Origin of the sequence: Pseudomonas putida, from assembly GCF_025905425.1 — a bacterium.
GTDB lineage: Bacteria > Pseudomonadota > Gammaproteobacteria > Pseudomonadales > Pseudomonadaceae > Aquipseudomonas > Aquipseudomonas putida_AF.
The window spans coordinates 852,745-872,248 of record NZ_CP109603.1 but is presented as its reverse complement, the minus strand read 5'-3'; the positions used below and the strand labels follow the sequence as shown (position 1 = coordinate 872,248).

The 19,504-nt window shown below is 63.3% G+C and carries 22 protein-coding genes and 1 pseudogene; 4 read left to right on the top strand and 19 right to left on the bottom strand.

Going from position 1 to position 19,504, the window contains the following annotated elements; translation table 11 throughout:
- Positions 1–11: 11 nt before the first annotated feature.
- Positions 12–908, bottom strand: a complete 897-nt coding sequence (locus OGV19_RS03985; RefSeq protein ID WP_264312228.1) for a DMT family transporter — start codon at positions 906–908, stop codon at positions 12–14.
- A gap of 134 nt (positions 909–1,042) precedes the next feature.
- Between OGV19_RS03985 and OGV19_RS03980 the strand changes: the two genes are divergently transcribed.
- Positions 1,043–1,480, top strand: coding sequence for an Lrp/AsnC family transcriptional regulator (locus OGV19_RS03980; protein ID WP_264312227.1), 438 nt, complete (start codon positions 1,043–1,045; stop codon positions 1,478–1,480).
- A 25-nt stretch (positions 1,481–1,505) separates the two neighbouring features.
- Here the strand turns inward: OGV19_RS03980 and OGV19_RS03975 are convergent, their stop codons facing one another.
- From OGV19_RS03975 to ccmA, 18 genes are all read right to left on the bottom strand, one after another.
- Positions 1,506–2,699 carry a D-amino acid dehydrogenase gene (locus OGV19_RS03975; RefSeq protein WP_264312226.1) on the bottom strand — a complete coding sequence of 398 codons (1,194 nt, stop codon included), beginning with the start codon at positions 2,697–2,699 and terminating at the stop codon, positions 1,506–1,508.
- A gap of 45 nt (positions 2,700–2,744) precedes the next feature.
- Positions 2,745–3,407, bottom strand: coding sequence for a histidine phosphatase family protein (locus OGV19_RS03970; protein ID WP_264312225.1), 663 nt, complete (start codon positions 3,405–3,407; stop codon positions 2,745–2,747).
- Between the two features lie 160 nt (positions 3,408–3,567).
- Positions 3,568–3,900, bottom strand: coding sequence for a hypothetical protein (locus OGV19_RS03965; RefSeq protein ID WP_264312224.1), 333 nt, complete (start codon positions 3,898–3,900; stop codon positions 3,568–3,570).
- 310 nt (positions 3,901–4,210) lie between these two features.
- Complete coding sequence (locus OGV19_RS03960) at positions 4,211–4,549, bottom strand: FKBP-type peptidyl-prolyl cis-trans isomerase (RefSeq protein WP_264312223.1); 339 nt, start codon at positions 4,547–4,549, stop codon at positions 4,211–4,213.
- A 40-nt stretch (positions 4,550–4,589) separates the two neighbouring features.
- Positions 4,590–4,829: a hypothetical protein gene (locus OGV19_RS03955; RefSeq protein WP_264312222.1), complete on the bottom strand. Its 240-nt coding sequence runs from the start codon at positions 4,827–4,829 to the stop codon at positions 4,590–4,592.
- A gap of 7 nt (positions 4,830–4,836) precedes the next feature.
- Positions 4,837–5,244 (bottom strand): GFA family protein, encoded by a 408-nt coding sequence (locus OGV19_RS03950; protein ID WP_264312221.1) that lies wholly within the window; start codon positions 5,242–5,244, stop codon positions 4,837–4,839.
- A gap of 83 nt (positions 5,245–5,327) precedes the next feature.
- Complete coding sequence (locus OGV19_RS03945) at positions 5,328–6,116, bottom strand: PhzF family protein (RefSeq protein ID WP_264312220.1); 789 nt, start codon at positions 6,114–6,116, stop codon at positions 5,328–5,330.
- Positions 6,117–6,167: 51 nt separating this feature from the next.
- Positions 6,168–7,106, bottom strand: a complete 939-nt coding sequence (locus OGV19_RS03940) for a 2-hydroxyacid dehydrogenase (protein ID WP_264312219.1) — start codon at positions 7,104–7,106, stop codon at positions 6,168–6,170.
- A 98-nt stretch (positions 7,107–7,204) separates the two neighbouring features.
- Complete coding sequence (locus OGV19_RS03935) at positions 7,205–7,624, bottom strand: hypothetical protein (protein ID WP_264312218.1); 420 nt, start codon at positions 7,622–7,624, stop codon at positions 7,205–7,207.
- Between the two features lie 12 nt (positions 7,625–7,636).
- Positions 7,637–8,827, bottom strand: coding sequence for a c-type cytochrome biogenesis protein CcmI (gene ccmI, locus OGV19_RS03930; protein ID WP_264312217.1), 1,191 nt, complete (start codon positions 8,825–8,827; stop codon positions 7,637–7,639).
- On the bottom strand, positions 8,820–9,308 hold the full coding sequence (locus OGV19_RS03925; RefSeq protein WP_264312216.1) for a cytochrome c-type biogenesis protein: 489 nt from the start codon (positions 9,306–9,308) through the stop codon (positions 8,820–8,822). Before OGV19_RS03925 ends, ccmI begins: the two co-directional genes overlap by 8 nt.
- Positions 9,305–9,841 carry a DsbE family thiol:disulfide interchange protein gene (locus OGV19_RS03920; protein WP_264312215.1) on the bottom strand — a complete coding sequence of 179 codons (537 nt, stop codon included), beginning with the start codon at positions 9,839–9,841 and terminating at the stop codon, positions 9,305–9,307. The genes OGV19_RS03925 and OGV19_RS03920 overlap by 4 nt, the downstream gene beginning before the upstream one ends.
- On the bottom strand, positions 9,838–11,811 hold the full coding sequence (locus OGV19_RS03915; RefSeq protein WP_264313884.1) for a heme lyase CcmF/NrfE family subunit: 1,974 nt from the start codon (positions 11,809–11,811) through the stop codon (positions 9,838–9,840). Before OGV19_RS03915 ends, OGV19_RS03920 begins: the two co-directional genes overlap by 4 nt.
- 11 nt (positions 11,812–11,822) lie before the next feature.
- Positions 11,823–12,278 carry a cytochrome c maturation protein CcmE gene (gene ccmE, locus OGV19_RS03910; protein ID WP_099428657.1) on the bottom strand — a complete coding sequence of 152 codons (456 nt, stop codon included), beginning with the start codon at positions 12,276–12,278 and terminating at the stop codon, positions 11,823–11,825.
- Positions 12,275–12,451 carry a heme exporter protein CcmD gene (gene ccmD / locus OGV19_RS03905; protein ID WP_099428656.1) on the bottom strand — a complete coding sequence of 59 codons (177 nt, stop codon included), beginning with the start codon at positions 12,449–12,451 and terminating at the stop codon, positions 12,275–12,277. The genes ccmE and ccmD overlap by 4 nt, the downstream gene beginning before the upstream one ends.
- Entirely contained in the window at positions 12,448–13,215 is a 768-nt protein-coding gene (locus OGV19_RS03900) for a heme ABC transporter permease (RefSeq protein WP_264312214.1), read from the bottom strand. Before OGV19_RS03900 ends, ccmD begins: the two co-directional genes overlap by 4 nt.
- A 46-nt stretch (positions 13,216–13,261) precedes the next feature.
- Complete coding sequence (gene ccmB, locus OGV19_RS03895; protein WP_371097214.1) at positions 13,262–13,939, bottom strand: heme exporter protein CcmB; 678 nt, start codon at positions 13,937–13,939, stop codon at positions 13,262–13,264.
- Positions 13,927–14,559, bottom strand: coding sequence for a cytochrome c biogenesis heme-transporting ATPase CcmA (gene ccmA, locus OGV19_RS03890; protein ID WP_264312213.1), 633 nt, complete (start codon positions 14,557–14,559; stop codon positions 13,927–13,929). Before ccmA ends, ccmB begins: the two co-directional genes overlap by 13 nt.
- Before the next feature lie 204 nt (positions 14,560–14,763).
- Here ccmA and OGV19_RS03885 point away from each other — a divergent pair, with 204 nt between their 5' ends.
- The 3 genes and pseudogenes from OGV19_RS03885 to OGV19_RS03875 all read left to right on the top strand — a co-directional run bounded on the left by OGV19_RS03885 (position 14,764) and on the right by OGV19_RS03875 (position 19,496).
- Complete coding sequence (locus OGV19_RS03885; protein WP_264312212.1) at positions 14,764–16,320, top strand: flagellar hook-length control protein FliK; 1,557 nt, start codon at positions 14,764–14,766, stop codon at positions 16,318–16,320.
- Positions 16,317–16,655, top strand: coding sequence for an EscU/YscU/HrcU family type III secretion system export apparatus switch protein (locus tag OGV19_RS03880; protein ID WP_264312211.1), 339 nt, complete (start codon positions 16,317–16,319; stop codon positions 16,653–16,655). The genes OGV19_RS03885 and OGV19_RS03880 overlap by 4 nt, the downstream gene beginning before the upstream one ends.
- 82 nt (positions 16,656–16,737) lie before the next feature.
- Positions 16,738–19,496 (top strand): annotated as a pseudogene (locus OGV19_RS03875) (dermonecrotic toxin domain-containing protein).
- The last annotated feature ends 8 nt before the right edge of the window (positions 19,497–19,504 follow it).

Sequence of the window (19,504 nt, the reverse complement as noted above, 5' to 3'; positions counted from 1 at the left end):
AAGGGGACATTCTACCCTTTGGCCGCGACGGGTGCCGAACGGAACCACCACCCTTGCTGCATCCCGGCCGCTGCAAGCAGAATCAGCGCCACGCCCAACCATTGCAAGGGGGCCAGCCGGTGCCCGAACGCCACCCAGTCAACCAGGATCGCGGCAATCGGGTAAACAAACGACAGCGCACCGGTCAGTGCCGTGGGCAGGCGTTGGATAGCGCTGTACAGCAAGACATACATCACACCGGTGTGAACGATGCCCAGGGTCAACAGGCTGGCCAGTGCCGACGTTTCGCCAGGCAACCCGCCCAGTGTGGCCCACGGCGCCAGCAACAGAACACCGGTGGTGACCTGGATCAACGCAATCAGGTGCGGCGGTGTGCCTTTCAAGCGTTTGATGATCAGCGCAGCGATTGCATACAAAAATGCCGCGCCCAGCGCCAGGGCAATGCCCAGCAGATAATCCTCGCCGCTGCCCTGCCCCGCACCGTGGGCACTGACAATAGCCAGCATGCCCAGGAAGGCAACACTCAACCAGGTGACTTTGGGCAGTGTGATCTTCTCGCCCAGAAACACTGCCGCCAGCCCCACCAGCATGAACGGCTGCACGTTGTACACCGCAGTGCCAATGGCAATCGAAGCGCGCGAGTAGGAGGCGAACAGCAAGACCCAGTTGCCAACGATGGCCACCCCGCTGGCAATCGCCAGCAGAAACGCCGTACGGCTGATCACCCCAGGCTTGAGAAAGCCCAAGGCCGCGCAGATCACCAGCAACGTGCCGGCACCGAACACGCAGCGCCAGAACACCACTTCGAGTACCGGCTGGCCCGACACCAATACAAACCAGCCGATGGTCCCGGAAATCAGCATGGCGGCAACCATTTCCAGCGAGCCACGGCGCAATGAACTGTCCATCTCACACCTCCCGTTGTCGATGGCAACAGTATGCAAAGGAAGGCAGGGGGCCTTCCAGCGGATATCAAAGGCACATCGGCCAACTTGCCTTTACTATCAAGGCTAATTATTGGAATGGCCTGACGAGGTGAAACATGACCGATGCTATCGACCAACTCCTGATCAACGCGTTGATGGACGATTCACGCCGTTCGCTAAAAGCCCTGGCACAGATCAGCGGGCTGTCCGCGCCAAGCGTCAGCGAGCGTTTGCGCCGCCTTGAAGAGCGCGGCGTATTACGTGGTTATACGGTGGATGTCGACCCACGCAGTTTTGGTTACCAGTTGCAGGCGATCGTGCGTATTCGCCCGCTGCCGGGGCAGTTGCAGGAAGTGGAGCGGCAGATCATTGCGATCCCTGAGTTTACCGAATGCGACAAGGTCACCGGCGAGGACTGTTTCATTGCCCGTCTGCATGTGCGCACGATGGAACAGCTCGACACCCTGCTCGACCGGATCAATGTACTGGCCGAGACCAACACTGCAATCATCAAGAAGAGCCCGGTGAAGCGACGCCTGCCGCCGATGGCGTGAGCGTTGCGCGAAAAGGCCGGTACCGTCAGCGCAACATCCTGGTCAAGCGCTCCCCACTGCCACAGGCCAAGGTAAAGCCTAAAGCCCCATGCCCCAGGTTCAGCCACAGGTTCCGGTAAGCCGTAGCCCCAATAATAGGCACCCCGGTAGGCGTCGCCGGGCGCATCCCCGCCCACTCCACCGCCTGCCCGTAGTCCGCCGCATTGGGCAACGTATCACGGGCCAGCCGACGCATGCTGTCGAGCCGGTGCGCATCCACCGATTCGTCGTAGCCGACGATATCCACCATCGCCGCAACCCGCAGTTGGCGGCCCAGGCGCGCATAGACGATCTTGCGTTCGTAATCGGTAACGCTGACCTCCGGTGCCCGATGCTCCTGGGTGATCGGCGCCGTCAGGCTGTAGCCCTTCAGCGGATAAACCGGCAATTTCAAACCCGGTAGCGCCAACCCCGTACTGCGATGCCCCGCGCACAGCACCAGGCGCTGCACATCGACCTGCTCGCGCCCCAGCTGCAGTGCAACCACCTGATCCTGCTGCGCGAGCAAACGCGTCACCGGCCTGCCGAGCAAAAACCGGCACTGCCCCGATGCGCGCAAGCGCTCGGCCAGGCGTTCACAAAAACGATGACAGTCAGCGACTTCCTCATCAGGAGTTAGCACACCCCCCACGAACGGTGCCTCGGCCAATGCTGGCTCCAGGGCCCGGAGTTCGGCAGCATCGAGCACCCGTTGACTGTGCTCATCAAGCAGGCGCCCGCGCCCCTGGGTGAACGCCCGCTCACTGCGATAGGCCACCAGCTTGCCGTTACGCCGCCAGGCAAAATCCGTCAGCCCATCCTCCTCACGCCAGCGCGTCAACGCGGCTTGGCTTTCCAGCGCCAACGCGAGTAGCTGTGCACCATTGCGAGCATTGACACTGCTGCGGCAGGCCATCATGAACGCCAGCAACCAACGCCACTGCGCCGGGTCCACGCGCAACCGCAAACGCAGCGGCGAGTCCCCCTGCAGCATCCAGCCCAACGCCTGCCAGGGCACACCGGCATCGGCCAGTGGCGCCACATAGCGGTATGACAGCTGCCCACCATTGGCAAAACTGGTGGCAGACGCCAGGCTGTCCCGCGCCTCGATCAGCTCTACCGATAGCCCTTCACGCACCAGCGCATAGGCCGTCGCTAGGCCAATCACACCGCCCCCAATGACCGTCACCTTGTGCTTCATGCATGGCCCCTGTTTCGGCTTCCCTGCCAAGACAGTAGCAGCGGATCAGGTCGGGCAGCTATGGGCACCATCGTTGAGGCCCTGCCGCACATTACGGCTGAGCAGGCTGGCCTTGCCGTCGTGCCAGGTCAGGGTGAGTACGTACAAGGTGTCGAAATCGTCGCCGTTCCAGTCCTCGGTGATCACCCGCTCCTCACCCAGGGCCTTGCCGGCCACGGTATTGATGAGCTCTGGGAGGTAACCATGGGACCAAGCTGTGTACACCGTCGCGTTGCGGTACTTGTCGCTCAACAGCTCTTCGGCCAGCTCATCGGTGTCGTTGGCACCGTAGTCGATGTTCACCGGCAGGCCCAGGCGGATGGCACTGGGGGTGATGGTCATCAACGGGCGGATGTAGCTGTAACTCTCGTCCTTGCTGCCTTCCTCGACATGCCGTGATGGGTTGGCGGCGAACACATAGTCGGCATTGCCAAAGCGCTCCGGCAGCAGCGTGGCCAGGTCCAGCGCACGATTGAGGCCTTGGCAGTTGAGTTGCCCCAGCCCTTCTCCAGGCTTCTCGGCGTGGCGCAGGAAGACCAGGGTCTGGGTGCCATCGACCGGCTGCGCACGGCTTTCGACAGCATCCAGCGCCAGCGGTATGGCGACGGCCGTGACCACCAGGCTTAGCAGCAAGTGGCGACGACGGCGGAGAAAGGTTGGCAACTTCATCAAGGCAGGCTCTTGTGGCAGAGAAAATCGGGTTGACCCGCCACGTTGCCCTGCGCCGCAGCCGCAAGGCGTCCTTGTAGTGAGTGCCATCCTTGGCAACGAGTGAGGGTCAGAGTGCGGTCAACCCGTTTGGTTCCTCCCTGAGCGTGATTGCCGTTCCCTAGGCAAGGCCAACATTAGAGGACGTGTGTTGCTGAATTATTTCCTGACCAAGCAAATACACGCGTAAGCAGCCAGCTAAAGAAGCATCGAGAAACCCCTGAGCAAGCTGACTGGCCTGGTTACGGTAACTCTCAAGCTGTGTGGGACTATTGCTGACATCGTGGAAAGGCGCCAGGTCTTCGTCTTTTGGTTCCCTGTCATGCTTGACCTTGAAGGCCTGAATGAATTCGATCTTCTGCCTCTTGTACAGCGAGTAGGCGATGATACCCAGCGTGTCTTGCTCATTTTCTACAAGGACCGAGTAAATAGGGTTGTAGCAGCCATCGGCCATCGGGCTGTTACTCCTTGCGCAAGCGTGAATACGCCGCTTTGAATGCTGCCTTCAATTCCGAGCGGGGTTTTTGCGTACAGGTAAGGACGCCTGCCAATTCGCGCGGCAGCGAAATCTCCAGTCGGGTTCCGGATGCCACCAACAAGGCATTTGCCTCTCGCACCACTCGCGAGGAAAAATGCGATTTCATAGCCAAGCCCTCTTCACTCAAGTCATTTGGAAGAGTAGCCATCCCTGAGTGACCGCTCAATCAGACGGAGGCCGACAAGGTGTGTAATCCTTTTTTCATTTGGCGTAGGACGGGGACTACTCAATCATCCCGCGTCAGTACTTCCAAGAGCTCGATCTCAAACGTCAGGTCCGAATTCGGCGGTATCGCCCCCACACTGCGCTCGCCATACCCCAGGTGCGCCGGCACCTGCAATTTGCGCTTGCCGCCAACGCGCATGCCCATCAGGCCCTGGTCCCACCCTTTGATCACACGCCCCGTGCCGATCACGCATTGAAAGGGTTTGCCGCGTGACCACGACGAATCGAACTCGCTGCCGTCGGCCAGCCAGCCGGTGTACTGGGTGGTGATCAGGGCGCCTTTGACGGCGGCTTTACCCTCGCCTTCGACGAGGTCGATGATCTGCAGTTCGCTGCTCATGGGCATGCTCCAACGCTGAAAAATCAAAGCCGCCCTTTTCTCAGGTATGCACCGGTTTGGCAAGCGCTCGCGGCGTTCTGTGCTGGCGCATGGACCACAGCACGCCACCCATCACCAGGACGATCGCGGCCGCTTCCAGCACGCTCGGCCCGGTCTGCCGCCAAAGGAAAGCGTAGAGCAGGGCAAACAGGGTTTCGAAAACGATCAGCTGGCCACTCAGGGTCAATGGCGGGATAGCGGCCACCAGGAAAACGAAATAGACCAGGTTGCCTTTGCTCATGTCGGCATCAGCCGAACTGGTCGAAGGCCTCCTGCCCCGTCAGTTCTGTAGTCTGGTTGGCAAAGCAATACCATGCAGGCTTCTGTTCTACGAAGATCTGCAAGTCGAAGTCCCAGTCTTCATCGCCATCGAGCAGGCCCACCGGTATAGCGTAGGAATCATTTACCTTGAGGCGGTAGTAGAGATGCGTTCCGCAGCGGTTGCAAAAGCCGCGCTGAGCCCACTCGGACGAATCATAGACCCCAGGGGCGCGCCCTTCGACGACCGGCGGCTGGCTGCAATGCACGACCAGCAGCGGTCCACCCGTCCACTTGCGGCACATGCTGCAATGGCAGGCGCTGATATGAGTGTTGTCGACGGTCACGTGCAGACGGGTTTCACCACAAAGGCATGTGCCTTGTTTTTTCAGGGCCATGGCAGGCTCCTCGATGTGGGCTTGGGCCGATCAGTATAGAGCGCGAACACCGGCGAAGCCGGTGCCAGCGTGACACTCGCTGATCAGATGTACACCTGCCCCCGCAGATACAACGCTGCCCGCCCACTGATGATCACCCGGCCATTGCCCGGCACCTCGCACAGTAGTTGCCCCTTGCGCACCCCACCCTGCTCGCAGCTCAGGACGTTCTTGCCCAACCGCTCGGCCCACAACGGCGCCAGCGAGGTGTGCGCTGACCCCGTCACCGGGTCCTCGTTAACACCCACCCGTGGCCCGAACCACCGCGTGACAAAATCATATCCGCGCCCCGGCGCAGTCACGGCGATACCGCGCACATCAAAAGCCGACAGCGCAACGAAGTCCGGTTTCAGTGGGTCAAGCAGCGAAGCATCATCGATCACCACCACAAAGTCATCGCTGCGATACACCGCACGCGCGCTGCTCAGGCCCAGCGCCTTCAGCAGGCCAGCAGGGGCATCCACCGCTTCCGGCTGCTTGGCCGGGAAGTCCATCGCCAGCAGCCCGTCGGCACCACGGCTGACGCGCAGCTCGCCGCTGCGCGTATTGAACCGCAGCACGTGCGCCTGCTCGCCCAGTTGTTCGAACAGCACATAGGCCGACGCCAGGGTGGCATGGCCACACAGGTCGACTTCAACCGTAGGGGTGAACCAACGCAGGTCGTAAGCCTCCCCGTTGCGCACGAAGTAAGCGGTTTCGGACAGGTTGTTCTCTTCGGCGATGCGCTGCAGCACATCGTCTGGCAGCCAGCTTTGCAGCGGGATGACTGCCGCCGGGTTGCCACCGAACGGTTCGGCGGAAAACGCATCGACCTGGAAAATCTCAAGTTGCATGCACACACTCCTTGTTGACCGGGCCGCTGCCAGGCATCTGGATGAAAAAGATCAGTTTCGTACCGGGGTCAGCACCGGCTCACCGGCAAAGAACGCCTGCAGGTTGCGCAACACCAGGGTCACCGTGTCCCGCGCGGCCTCCGGCGACTGGCCTGCCACATGAGGGGTCAGCACCGTGTTGCCGAGGGCTTTCAGGGCATCGGGCACTGCGGGTTCGTCGTCGAACACGTCCAGTGCGGCGCCGGCAAGCTGCCCGCTCGACAGCGCCGCCACCAGGGCGCGGGTGTCCACTACGCTGGCACGGGCGATGTTCACCAGGTAACCCTCGGCGCCGAGGGCTTCGAGCACGGGTGCATCGACCAGATGACGGGTATGGGCGCCGCCAGGCGTGGCCACGACCAGGATGTCGACGGCATCGGCCAAGTGCAGCGGGCTGTCGTACCAGGTGTATGGCACATCCTGGCGCGGCGTGCGGCTGTGGTAGCTGATGCTCATATCGAAGCCGAGGTGGGCACGCTTGGCAATCGCCAGCCCCACCGCACCCAGGCCGAGAATGCCCAGGCGCTTGCCGCTCACCGAAGGGCTGATTACCCGGTTCCACTCGCCACGGCGGGTACTGGCGTCAGCACGAGGAATGTCGCGCAACAGCGCGAGCACCATCGCCAGGGTGTGATCGGCGACTGCCGCCGCATTGGCCCCGGCGCCGTTGGTGACGGTAATACCGCGCGCGGCGGCGGCGGCCAGGTCAACCTGCTCGTAGCCGGCACCGATCACGCAGATGATCTGCAACGCGGGCAGCGCAGCGATTTCCACGGCGGTCAGGCCTAACGGACCACGGGTAAGCACTGCATCGATTTCGCCGGCGTGACGCTGAACAGCTTCGGCGCGCAGTTGCGGCGACGGTGCGCGGATCAGCCGATAACCCGCCTGCTCCAGCAAGGGCAAGTAATCGTCGACGGTTTCCACCAACACCAGGACTGTCTTGCTCATGCCACCTCCGCGTCTGTACGAGGGGGCATTATGCGGAGTCAGCGGGCGGTACAGTCAATCGGTAATTGCGCCGAAAACTGTACTGTACCGGGGTCAACCTATTGCGCAAAGGCCCGCCCGAGGCCACCCGGCACACCGCTGCTGTCGGTGTCCTGCCACGGGCCATCCGGGCTCAGCGACCAGCTCCAGCCACCGTCATAGCGGTAGTAGGTGCGCTGGCGGTAGAAGGTGTTGGGTTTTTTCTCCAGCACATAGACGCCCAATTTCGGGTCCCAGTGGCTGGCCCCCCCTGGCGGCGGTGCAAAGCTGGCGGACGTGCGCGGCATCGGCTTGGGCGTCGCCGCAGGCTTGCTCGGCTGGGTCGAAGGCTGACCGCCCGGCAACGGCTTGACCACCGGCCCCTGGTGCGGCGGCACGCGCTCGATGGGCGGCGCGGGTTGCTCGTAAGGCTCATGCACCGTACACGCGGACAAACCCAGGGCCAGGGTGATCAGGGTCAGGCGGACGGTGCTGTGCATGGCAATGCTCTCTTACGGGTCAGGGCTGTCGATGGTCAGGTGCTGCGTGGCCTGGGTGGCAGTAGCCAGTGGCGAACCCTGGCCGATCCACTCGCCGTGGGTAGGTTGGCCGGCACGCGAGACACGGGCAACCAGTTGGACTTCAGTAAAGTCCGACAGTTTCATTTGCGGCATCATCGCATCGGCATCGGACAACTCCACCTCGATCGGCAATTGCGCCACGGTCACCCGCTTCGCCGCCAGCGGCATGGGCGGGCCGTTGCTGGCTCGGGCGAAAATGAACACCGTGTCGTCAGGTTTGACCTTGTCCTTGAGCGCCGCCGCCAGCTCCACGCGCACTTTCAGGCGTGCTGCCACCGGTGCGTCCGCTTGCCCAGGCGCATCACCCAGGCGCTCGGCAGCCCGGTCGATACCACCCTGCAAGGCCGCACGCGAGGTATCGCCTTCAGGCAGTTGCGCCAGCAGGCGCTTCCAGTAGTCGATGGCTTCCTGGTAACGCTCACCCTCGAAAGCAGCGATCCCGCGCAGCCCCAGGCTTGTCACTTCGTTCGGGTCGGCCTTGAGGGCTTCGTCGGTCAAGGCCTGCAACTGCGGGCTCCACTGCTTGTCGGCAGCGAAGTACTGCGCCTGGGCCCATTGCCCGAGCAACTCGGGCTGGCGGCCCGCCAGGGCCACGGCACGTTCAAACGTGCGCGCCGCATCGGCCGGACGCTGTTCGGCCATGTAGGCACGGCCAAGGAAGTAGAGGGCCTCGGCCGAATCCGGCTGGGCCTTGACCACACGCTCAAGGCGGGTGGTCATCTCCTCCATGGTCTTGGGCGCCTGGGCAAACTCCTGGGTCAGTTCGACCTTGTCGGCCGCGCCAAAGTGCAGGTACAGCCCCAACGCCATCAACGGCACCAGCACCGCGGCCAGCAGCGGCAAGGCCTTGCCCAGATGGCCCTGGCGCGCAGCCTCGCTGCCTTCGGTGTCGGCCAGCAGCTCGCGAGCCGCTTCGTCACGGCCCTTGGCCAGCTGCGCGTCATCGAGCACGCCGGCGGCCTGCTGCGCCGCAAGTTCCGCAACGCGCTCCTGGTACAAGGCGACGTTCAGAGCGGTGCGGTCTTCCTCTTGCTGACGGCGACGGCCACGCAGGATCGGGATCAGCAGAAAGCTGAGGGCAGCGAGCAGCAGCAGGCCCGCGCTAAGCCAAAATTCAATCATGGGTCTGTTCTTTTTCCAGCAGTTTGGCGAGACGCTCGCGTTCTTCGACGGACAGCTCATTCGCAGGTTGGGCCGCGGCATTGCGGCGTCGGCGAACGATCACCAGCAGCACCACAAAGCCACCGGCCAGCAAGATCCCCGGCCCGAACCACAGCAGCCAGGTGCGCCCGCTGAGCGCCGGCTTGTAGCGCACGAAATCGCCATAGCGGTCGACCATGAAATCGACAATCTGCTCGTTGTTCTTGCCTTCGCCCAGCATGCGGAAGATCTCACGACGCAGGTCGGCGGCAATCGGGGCGTTGGAGTCGGCGATGTCCTGATTCTGGCACTTCGGGCAGCGCAGCTCCTTGGTCAGTTGCTGATAGCGCTCACGTTCGGCGTCATCGCGGAACTGGTAGGTATCGATGGCCGCCCTGGCCACGCCCGCCACGCCCAGGCCAAGGGCCAACCCCAGTATGGCAGCTGCAAGCCCCCGCTTCATGGCTTGGCCTCATCGACCAAGCCCTGGTACAGCGGCGCCAGCTGTTCGCGCCAGACGCTGGCATCGACGATGCCCACGTGCTTGTAGCGGATGATGCCCTTGGCGTCGATCAGGAAGGTTTCCGGCGCGCCATACACGCCCAGGTCCAGGCCGAGCGTGCCCTGCTCGTCGCGGATGTCCAGCTGGTAAGGGTTGTGGAAATCGGCCAGCCACTTCAATGCTGCGCCATTGTCGTCCTTGTAGTTGACCCCGTGGATCACCACGCCCTGCTCGGCCAGCTGGTTCAGGTAGGGGTGCTCGACCTTGCACGACGGGCACCAGGTCCCCCACACATTGACCAGCGCCGGGCGGCCCAGCAGGTCGGCCTGGGTCAGCTTGCGATCGCCCTGCACCGAGGCCAGGGAAAACGCCGGGAATGGCTTGCCGATCATTGCCGAAGGCAGCTCGTCGGGCTTGAGGAACAGCCCTTTGTAGAGGAAAACCGCCACCAGCAGAAACACCGCCAGTGGCACCACCATGATCCAACGCTTCATGCAGCTGCTCCAGACACGCCCAGGACATCACGCACCCGGGTCTTGACCTTGACGCGGTAACGCCGGTCGAGGGCCGCCAGCAACCCGCCCAGGCCGGTCAGCAGACCGCCCAGCCAGATCCAGCGGACGTAAGGCTTGATATGCACGCGCACGGCCCAGGCGCCGTTTTCCAGCGGCTCGCCGAGGGCGACGTACAGGTCGCGGGTGAAGCCTGCGTCGATGCCGGCTTCGGTCATCATCGACTGCTGCACGGTGTACAGGCGCTTCTCGGGGTGCAGCGTGCTCACTTCGCGACCGTCACGGGACACCACCACGGTGCCCTTGTCGGAAATGAAGTTCGGCCCCTCGAAGTGCTTGGCACCCTGGAACAGGAAGTGATACCCACCCAGCTCGACGCTTTCACCTGGCGCCATGCGCAGGTCGCGTTCGGCGCTGTTGTTGCTCGACAGCACCACGCCCAGCGCGCACAGCGCCAGGCCCAGGTGCGCCAGCTGCATGCCCCAGTAGCTACGGGTGAGGCCGCGCATGCCTTTGGCCAGGCCCTTGTGGCGGGTCTTCTCGAGCACATCGCGCAGCCCGCTGAGCACCACCCAGGCCGCCAGGGCAAAGGCCGTCAGCGTGGGCCAGTCGAAGTCGTCGACGATAAAGCCGGCGAGCGGAGCAAGCACTGCGCTGCCGATCAGTACCGGCGTCATCATGCTCGCCAGCCACTTGCCGGGGGTGTCTTTCCAGCGCACCACCACGCCCACCCCGAGCACCACCATCAACAGTGCCATCAACGGCAGGAACAACGCATCGAAGTACGGCGGGCCGACCGACAGCTTGGCCCCGGTCAAGGCATCGAGCACCAGGGGGTACAGCGTACCCAGCAGGATCATCGACGCTGCCACCACCAGCACCAGGTTGTTGGCCAGCAGCAGCGTCTCGCGCGACCACAAGGCAAAACCGACCTGGCTCTTGACCACCGGCGCGCGCAGGGCGAACAGGGTCAGCGAACCACCCACCACGAACAGCAGGAAGATCAGGATGAACACGCCGCGCGAAGGGTCGGCGGCGAACGCATGCACCGACGTCAGCACCCCGGAACGTACCAGGAAGGTGCCCAGCAGGCTCAGCGAAAAGGCCGCGATCGCCAGCAGCACGGTCCAGCTCTTGAATACCCCGCGCTTCTCGGTCACCGCCAGTGAGTGGATCAATGCCGTGCCCACCAGCCAAGGCATGAACGAGGCGTTTTCCACCGGGTCCCAGAACCACCAGCCGCCCCAGCCCAGCTCGTAGTAAGCCCACCACGAGCCTAAGGTGATACCCACTCCCAGGAAAGCCCAGGCAACGATGGTCCACGGCCGCGACCAGCGTGCCCAGGCCGCGTCCAGGCGCCCGCCCAGCAGCGCGGCGATGGCGAAGGCAAAGGCCACCGAGAAGCCCACGTAGCCCATGTACAGCATCGGCGGGTGGACGATCAGGCCGATGTCCTGCAGCAACGGGTTGAGGTCACGACCGTCGGTCGGCACTTGCGGCAGCAAGCGCTGGAACGGGTTGGAGGTGATGATCAAAAAGCTTAAGAAGCCCACGCTGATCATGCCCATCACCGCCAGCACACGGGCCAGCATCACTTGCGGCAGCTGGCGCGAGAACACCGACACGGCGAAGGTCCAGCCCCCCAGGATCCACGCCCAGAGCAGCAACGAGCCCTCGTGCGCGCCCCACACGGCACTGAACTTGAAGTACCAGGGCAAGGCGCTGTTGGAGTTGCTGGCCACGTAAGCGACTGAGAAGTTGTCGGTCATGAAGGCATGGGTGAGGCAGGCGAAGGCAAAGCTGAGGAAGGCAAATTGCCCCCAGGCCGCCGGCCGCGCCAGGCTCATCCACAGGCTATCGCCGCGCCAGGCACCGAGCAGCGGCACGCTGGCCTGCACGGCGGCAAAACAGATGGCCAGGATCATCGCCAGCTGGCCAAGTTCGGGTATCACCAGTGCCGCGTTCATGGTTTGGCCTCCGCGCCTGCGGCGGCTTGGCCGCTTTCCTTCAGGGCCTTGGTGACCTCGGGCGGCATGTATTTTTCGTCGTGCTTGGCCAGCACTTCATCGGCCACCACCACACCCTCGGCATTGAGCTTGCCCAGGGCAACAATGCCCTGCCCTTCGCGGAACAGGTCGGGGAGGATGCCGCGGTAGGTGATCGGCACCGACTTGTTGAAGTCCGTGACCACGAAGCGCACGTCGAGCGAGTCGGCCGAACGCTGCACCGAGCCTTTTTCGACCATGCCACCGGCACGGATACGGGTATCCTGTGGCGCCTCGCCATTGGCGATCTGGGTCGGCGTGTAGAACAGGTTGATGTTCTGCTGCAAGGCGCTCAGGGCAAAGCCGACGGCAATCCCGACACCGACCAGCAGGCCGACGATGAGCAACAGGCGTTTCTTGCGCTGCGGATTCACTGGTTGTTCTCCCGGCGCAATCGGCGCGCCTCTTCTTGCAGGTAGCGACGGCGGGCCAGCAGCGGCGCGGCGACGTTGAGCGCCAGCACCGCCAGGCAGATGCCATAGGCCGTCCACACGTACAGGCCATGGTGGCCCATGGCGAGAAAATCGCCGAACGAGGCAAAACTCATTGTGCGGCCCTCCGCCCCAGGCTGTTCAACACTTCCTCCTTGACCCAACTGGCGCGTGCCTCGCGCTTGAGCACCTCAAGGCGCATGCGCAGCAATAGCACGGCGCCGAAGAAGCAGTAGAAGCCCAGTGCCGTGCACAGCAATGGCAGCCACATCTCGGCGGGCATGGCCGGCTTTTCGGTAAGGGTGAAGGTGGCGCCCTGGTGCAGGGTGTTCCACCACTCCACCGAGTACTTGATGATCGGGATGTTGATCACACCGACAATCGCCAGCACCGCACAGGCCTTGGCCGCGCTGTCACGATTACTGATTGCCTGGCCCAAAGCAATAATGCCGAAGTACAGGAACAACAGGATCAACATCGACGTAAGGCGCGCATCCCACACCCACCAGCTGCCCCAGGTCGGCTTGCCCCAGATGGCGCCAGTGACCAGCGCCACGGCGGTCATCCAGGCGCCGATCGGCGCTGCGCACTGCAGGGCGACGTCGGCCAGTTTCATTTTCCACACCAGCCCCACCACCCCGGCCACCGCCAGCAGTACATAGCAGGACTGCGCCAGCATCGCCGCCGGCACATGAATGTAAATGATGCGGAAACTGTTGCCCTGCTGGTAATCCTGGGGCGCAAAGGCCAGGCCCCAGGTGACGCCCACCAGCAGCAGCACGATGGCAGAAACGGCCAGCCACGGCAGCATGCGGCCGCTGATGGCATAGAACCATTTGGGAGAACCGAGTTTGTGGAACCACGTCCAACTCATTTTCATCAGGGTACATCCAGGGTATTTGCCAGGCTTGAGAGCCCAGGACTCGTTATTCGCCGACGCTGATCTTCAGGCCGGCCGCTATCGCAAAGGGTGCCAGTGTCACCGCCAGGGCCGTGAGGCTGGCGAGCCAGAGCAGATGGCCGGTGGCTGGCATATTCTGCAACGCCGCCTGCAACGCACCACTGCCCAGGATCAATACAGGGATATACAACGGCAGAATCAGCAACGCCAGCAGCAGACCACCGCGTTTGAGACCGACCGTCAGCGCCGCCCCCACCGCGCCCAACAGGCTCAGTACCGGCGTGCCCAGCAGCAGCGAGGCGAGCAGCACCGGCAGGCAATGGCTAGGCAGCCCCAGCATCAACGCCAGCAGTGGGGCCAACAATACCAGCGCCAGCCCGGAAAAGATCCAGTGTGCCAGCACCTTGGCCAGCACCAGTAGCGCCAGCGGATGGGGCGACAGTACCCACTGCTCAAGCGAGCCGTCCTCGAAATCGCTGCGGAACAGGCCATCGAGCGACAGCAGTACGGCAAGCAAGGCCGCCACCCACACCAGCCCCGGCGACAAGGTTTGCAACAATTGGCTTTCAGGGCCTACCGCCAAGGGGAACAGGGCAACGACGATGGCGAAGAACACCAGCGGGTTAGCCAGCTCGGCCGGGCGGCGGAACAACAGCCGCGCTTCGCGGCGCAGCAACAGGATGAATACGCTCATGCCGCCCATTGCCCCAGGTTCAGTTCTCGGTAGCCCGAAGGTTTGCGTTCGAGGCTGTGGTGGGTGGTCAGCACCACCGTGCCACCCTGCTCGCAATGCGCCGCCAGGTGCGCTTCGAGCTGCGCCACGCCTTGCTTGTCGAGGGCGGTGAACGGCTCGTCGAGAATCCACAAGGGCGGGCTGGCAAGGTACAACCGGGCCAGGGCCACACGGCGCTGCTGGCCGGCGGACAAGGTATGGCAAGGCACGTCTTCGAAACCGCGCAGGCCGACCGCCGCAAGCGCCGCCCAGATCGCCTCGGCGCTGGTTGGTTGGTGCAAGGCACAGAGCCAGGTGAGGTTTTCTTCGGCGGTGAGCAGGTCCTTGATCCCCGCCGCATGGCCAATCCACAGCAGGATGCTGGCCAGGGCATGGCGCTGTTCGGCCAACGGCTTGCCACCGAGCAGAACCTGCCCGGCAGTCGGCTGCATCAGCCCGGCCAGCAGGCGCAGCAGGCTGGTCTTGCCGCTGCCGTTGGGGCCGCTGATTTGCAGCATGTCGCCGGGCCGCAGCTCGAAATCGAGGTGTTCGAACAGCAGGCGCCAGTCGCGCTCGCAGGCCAGGCCCGCGGCTTGGAGGTGAAGGGTCACGGTTTCGCCTTATCTCAATAGGGTTCAAGGCCTGCGCGCACCTGTGGGAGCGGGCTTGCCCGCGAAGCAGGCGACGCCGAACTTCAACCCAGTGTCTCAAGTCGCCCCCCTCGCTGCCGTTACAGTGGCAGTGGCGGACGGGCGGCATTATTACATGCACGGCCTCGCTGCCAAGAGGGCGGGTTCGACAGGTTGTATACAATCATGACTGAAATCAATAGTCTCGGCGCACAAACCGCGATCAGCGCCCAGGCCATCAAGGCGGGCATGACCGGCGAACTGCTGCGCCTCACGCAAGCGCAACCCGGCTTGCTGGCACCGGGCGAAACGGCGCAGGCTGAGGTGTTGTCGATGCGTCAGCTGGGCCGGGAATTCCAGTTCGTGCTGCGTCTGATCCTGGCCAACGGCGCCCAGACTCAATTGCAAGCCAGCGCCAGTCAGCCCTTGCCCCAGGGCAGCCAGGTCACCGTCAGCCAGACCGAAGGCAATCGCCTGGCGATCATGTTGCAGCAGGCCAGCGCCAGTAACCTCGCCACCCTCACCCGCCTGGACACGGCCAAGGTCCCGGTCGGCACCCTGCTGCAAGGCAAGGTCCTGACCAACCAGCCCATCCCTCAAGCGCCCGGCCAACCCGCCGGTTACCGTTCGCTGGTGAGCCTGCTCAACAGTGCCCAGGCCGGCGCCACCCTGACCATCGACAGCCCACGCCCACTGCCGGTGGGCAGCCTGCTCAGCGCGCGGGTGCAAGGCGACCAATCGCTGCAGTTCGTGCCGCTCAGCGGCCGGCAAGACCAGCTCAGCATCGCCCAGCAACTGCTCACCCAGCAAAACCGTCAGGCCTCGTTGCCTGGCCTGCTCAGCGCCCTGCAACAGGTAGCCCGCGACCCCGGCGCCGACAGCGACCTGCGCGCTACCGCCGAGCGATTGCTCGCCGGCCTGCCGGACGCGCGTCAGCTCGGCGATGCCAAGGCCGTCGCCCAGGCCCTGAACAACAGCGGCACCTTCCTTGAGGCGAAGTTGCTGGGCGGCCTCCCCGCAAGCGTGGCTACGGACCTCAAGGCCCATCTACTCAGGTTGATCACCCAGGCCTCGGTCACCATGCCCGGCGCACCAGGGTTGGCGCCAAGCACCTTGGCCCTGACCCTTCCAGCCCTGGCTCGCGGCGCCCTGGGCATGCTCGACCGGGTCAGCCCGAAACCTCAGCCAGGGGCGTTTCCGCTGCCTTCACGGCTGCTCAAGGCCATGGAAGACGAAGGCGACCTGCAACACCTGCTGCGCCTGGCCGCTGCGGCCATTTCGCGCCTGCAAAGCCATGCCATGAGCAGCCTGCAGCAGACCGGCAACCTTGAAAACGGCAACCTGCAGACCACCTGGCAAACTGAAGTACCCATCCGCCATGGCCAGGAGTTCATCCCACTGCAGGTCAAGCTGCAGCGGGAAGAGACGCCGCAACAGCAGGCCGATCGCCAGCACGAAGCGCAAGACCCGCTGCAAGCCCTGTGGCGTATCGAGCTGGCCTTCGACCTCGCGCCGCTTGGCCCACTGCAAGTCCAGGCACAATTGAGCCAAGGCCGCTTGAGTGGCCAGCTATGGGCAGAACGCGAACAAACCGCACGGCTGATCGACAGCCAGCTCGGCACCCTACGCGAGCGCCTGCTGGCTCGCGGCCTGGACGTCGGCGACCTGCAATGCCACCCCGGCATACCTCCCCAAGGGCCACGCACGCGGGTCGAACAACGCTGGGTGGACGAAAACGCATGAGTGCCAAGACACCCCGCCAGGCCATTGCCCTAAGCTACGACGGCCAACAGGCCCCCACCCTCAGCGCCAAGGGCGACGATGCCTTGGCCGAAGCGATTCTCGCCCTGGCCCGCCAACACGAAGTGCCGATCTACGAAAACGCCGAGCTGGTGCGCCTGCTGACACGCCTGGAACTGGGCGAACAGATCCCCGAAGCGCTGTACCTGACCATTGCCGAGATCATTGCCTTCGCCTGGCAACTGCGCGGCAAGGTGCCGCCAGGCTTCGACGACACGCCCAAAGGCGAGCGAGACGTGACCGAGCGCTTACCGCACCTGCCCGGCCAGGCGGGCTGAAGCGCCCGGCAAGCATTATGTACCGTCGCACGCCGGGCCCGTCGGTCGATCCTGTGGTTTTCCCCGCACCACGGAGACCCACATGCCCACCCCCCACATCAACGCAGAGGGCGTGCAGTACGTACGCGACCATCTCGCCACCCTCCCCCGGCCCGATCGCGACGCCAAGCGCGCCATCAAGGGCTGGCTTGCGACACAAGGCGTAAACCTGGACCCCGACCAGATCGATGTCGTCACACTGCACCTGCATCCGCACGACATCGACGGTTACCAGGCTGTCGTAATGCAGCGCGTCAGCCTGACACAAGCAGTACTGATGAACTGGCAAGGTGAGTCCAACAACGACTTTTTCGGTGCGCTGTTCAAGGCCCCCTGGGCCGGCACCCTACCCGAGGATGGCCCGATCACCCTGGTCGCCCAACTCCCCCCGCAGCCGATATACGACAACGGCGCGTGGTATGAGGTCTTCAATGGCCTGTTCCGGCGCACCGACCCGGCCCTTTACGACCAATCGACTCTGCTCAACATCCGTGCTGATGAACTGCAGCGCCATATCGAGGCATTGGATTTCCACACCGCTTACAAGACCTCGCTCGACACTTACTGGCACCAGCACCTGGCAAGCTATCGCCTTTGCTGCAAGCTGAACTTCATTGCTACCTGCAACCAACAGGTCAGCGCAGGCAGGCTCAGCGACGCCGCACGCAAACTCGCCTGGCGCGCCGCCGAGCTGATCCCCCGGGGCAAGGGCTTGCGCCTGAGTACCTTGAGCATCTATGGCTACGCCGCCACCGACTTGCTCTACATCCACGACGTCAACTCACAACTCACGCTGCTCTATGCGCCCGGCAATAGCTCACCACTGCTGGAGTTCGCCAATGAAAACCTGCTGAAGGACTGGGTTGGCCAGCAATGCAAGGACGCCGCCAAACGCCAGGCACTCAAACAGCACTTCAGGATGGCCGATGGCCCCAGGGTATCGATTTCAGCGGCCTGGACACTGCTCTGGAAGGGTTGGGCGTTTATCCACGCAACCACAGGCTGCCGCCAGAGCATGGTTTCTTCAATGACGATGGCGCTTGGCCGCCCCGCACCTACGTCAATTACCGGCCAGCCAAGTACAACCCGAGAATCACCGGCGACCTGTTTCAGGCCATGGCCGAGCGCCAGCGCCAACGTTGCTATGACGATGCCGACTTCCTCATCACCAGCAACAGCGAAGTAACCAAGCGCAAGTGGCGCAGCTACCTCAACACCACGCTCAACCTGGTCGCGCCCCTCACCTTTGTGGTACCTGGGCTTGCCCCCTTGCTGGCCCTCGGCGGCATTGTGCAACTGGGCCTGGGCCTGGATCAGGCAATCAACGGCAAGACCTTGCAAGACAAGCGCGAGGGCATCGGCAACATCGCCTATGGGCTGTTGAATGCCACACCACTGGCTATTGAAGCCGTGGTCAAGGGTGATGCCCTGTTCCACTTCCAGCAAGACGGCTTCGTTGTGCCGCGCCGCATCAACGATCAGTGGGGGTACCCGCTAAGCCCTGTCAGCCCACCGCACTTGCCAGAAATGGATATCGCGCCCTTCTTTAACCGCCCTGCCCGCATCGCCCCGCTGGAGGAGGCCAACCCCGCAGTCGCTTATTCAGTCAGGCGCTACCCCCGGTACGATGGCGATGTCGATCGGCTGACCGGCTACTACGAACCCGTACCTGGCTATGCAGAACATCTTGATCTGGTCTATGACATGCAGTCCGACCTGTTCATGACCGAACACGGCACGAACGAGGTCAACCCGACGTTCTACGAAGCCGAGCCTGAAACGGGCAACATGCGCATCGTCGACCCCGCAGGCAGGCCGGTCACTAATCAGATGCGCATGGCATCCCTGCGTGCCCTGGGCATTGATCTACCGCTTCCCGTGCACATGCCCAGCCCGGTTGCAATCGGCGCACACCCCATTCCCAAGCTCATCTCCTCGCTATGGGTCGGGGACAAAGCGCTGGCCCCAGAACTGATAGACACGCTAGCGGCCAATGCAGGAAGGTTGCGCAACAGCCCGTACCAGTACCGGCTGTACCTGTCCAAGGCAAACCCTAAGGCCTTTGCGCACAACCTCGGCGATCTGAGTGCAAAAGCGCCCGGCTTGCAGGTTCTGACGCTGGAAGAGCAGCCTTTCTTCACAGCCTTCGCCCAGAGCGAGTACTTCGCCCAGTACCAGGCGGCCATCGATGGCAATGGCGGCGTGGCTACCAACTTCTCCTCCGCATCAGACGTCTTGCGTTACCCGATGCTGCACAGTGAAGGTGGGCTCTACATGGACGTCGACGACCACTTGCTGGCACAACCGGCGGCCGATGGCACACCGCACACGGGCGCTGCGATCGATACCGTCGAACTGGCAACCAGCGATGACGGGCTGTTGCTGCACCCACCCATGCAGAACGAGAAACTCGGCATGAACTCCCTGTACAACACCAGCATGATCGGCAGCCACGCTGGCAACCCGACACTGATCGCTATTTCAGAAGAAATGCGTGCCCGTTACCTGGTCGATTCGGGCTTCTACCAGTACCGCCCCACGCTGGCCAACGATCCGCAAGGCTTCTACAACTACGCCAACCGTTTGAGTCAACTGAGCGGCCCGGCGATGCTGGACGCCGTGATAAAGCGACTACAGCCGGATCTGTATCGCCTGCGCCAGATTTACAACCTGTACATGATGCCGCGCATCAACAGCTTCATGTATGTCCAGATGGAGACCTTCACTGCCGTGCAGCGTGAGCGCATGCCTCTCAGCCGCCTGGCCAAGGTGGGTGGGATGCATTCATGGGCCAATACCTGAAGCTCGCA

Excerpts from the sequence above, each read along its gene's own strand:
- OGV19_RS03940 (WP_264312219.1), bottom strand. The coding sequence starts at position 7,106 with ATGAGCAAGACAGTCCTGGTGTTGGTGGAAACCGTCGACGATTACTTG.
- OGV19_RS03935 (WP_264312218.1), bottom strand. The coding sequence starts at position 7,624 with ATGCACAGCACCGTCCGCCTGACCCTGATCACCCTGGCCCTGGGTTTG.
- OGV19_RS03945 (WP_264312220.1), bottom strand. The coding sequence starts at position 6,116 with ATGCAACTTGAGATTTTCCAGGTCGATGCGTTTTCCGCCGAACCGTTC.
- OGV19_RS03970 (WP_264312225.1), bottom strand. The coding sequence starts at position 3,407 with ATGAAGTTGCCAACCTTTCTCCGCCGTCGTCGCCACTTGCTGCTAAGC.
- OGV19_RS03880 (WP_264312211.1), top strand. The coding sequence starts at position 16,317 with ATGAGTGCCAAGACACCCCGCCAGGCCATTGCCCTAAGCTACGACGGC.
- OGV19_RS03985 (WP_264312228.1), bottom strand. The coding sequence starts at position 908 with ATGGACAGTTCATTGCGCCGTGGCTCGCTGGAAATGGTTGCCGCCATG.
- OGV19_RS03980 (WP_264312227.1), top strand. The coding sequence starts at position 1,043 with ATGACCGATGCTATCGACCAACTCCTGATCAACGCGTTGATGGACGAT.
- OGV19_RS03920 (WP_264312215.1), bottom strand. The coding sequence starts at position 9,841 with ATGAAGCGTTGGATCATGGTGGTGCCACTGGCGGTGTTTCTGCTGGTG.
- ccmD (WP_099428656.1), bottom strand. The coding sequence starts at position 12,451 with ATGAGTTTTGCCTCGTTCGGCGATTTTCTCGCCATGGGCCACCATGGC.
- OGV19_RS03955 (WP_264312222.1), bottom strand. The coding sequence starts at position 4,829 with ATGAGCAAAGGCAACCTGGTCTATTTCGTTTTCCTGGTGGCCGCTATC.
- ccmI (WP_264312217.1), bottom strand. The coding sequence starts at position 8,827 with ATGATTGAATTTTGGCTTAGCGCGGGCCTGCTGCTGCTCGCTGCCCTC.
- ccmB (WP_371097214.1), bottom strand. The coding sequence starts at position 13,939 with ATGGGCGGCATGAGCGTATTCATCCTGTTGCTGCGCCGCGAAGCGCGG.
- OGV19_RS03900 (WP_264312214.1), bottom strand. The coding sequence starts at position 13,215 with ATGAAAATGAGTTGGACGTGGTTCCACAAACTCGGTTCTCCCAAATGG.
- OGV19_RS03885 (WP_264312212.1), top strand. The coding sequence starts at position 14,764 with ATGACTGAAATCAATAGTCTCGGCGCACAAACCGCGATCAGCGCCCAG.
- OGV19_RS03975 (WP_264312226.1), bottom strand. The coding sequence starts at position 2,699 with ATGAAGCACAAGGTGACGGTCATTGGGGGCGGTGTGATTGGCCTAGCG.
- OGV19_RS03960 (WP_264312223.1), bottom strand. The coding sequence starts at position 4,549 with ATGAGCAGCGAACTGCAGATCATCGACCTCGTCGAAGGCGAGGGTAAA.
- OGV19_RS03950 (WP_264312221.1), bottom strand. The coding sequence starts at position 5,244 with ATGGCCCTGAAAAAACAAGGCACATGCCTTTGTGGTGAAACCCGTCTG.
- OGV19_RS03965 (WP_264312224.1), bottom strand. The coding sequence starts at position 3,900 with ATGGCCGATGGCTGCTACAACCCTATTTACTCGGTCCTTGTAGAAAAT.
- OGV19_RS03925 (WP_264312216.1), bottom strand. The coding sequence starts at position 9,308 with ATGAAGCGGGGGCTTGCAGCTGCCATACTGGGGTTGGCCCTTGGCCTG.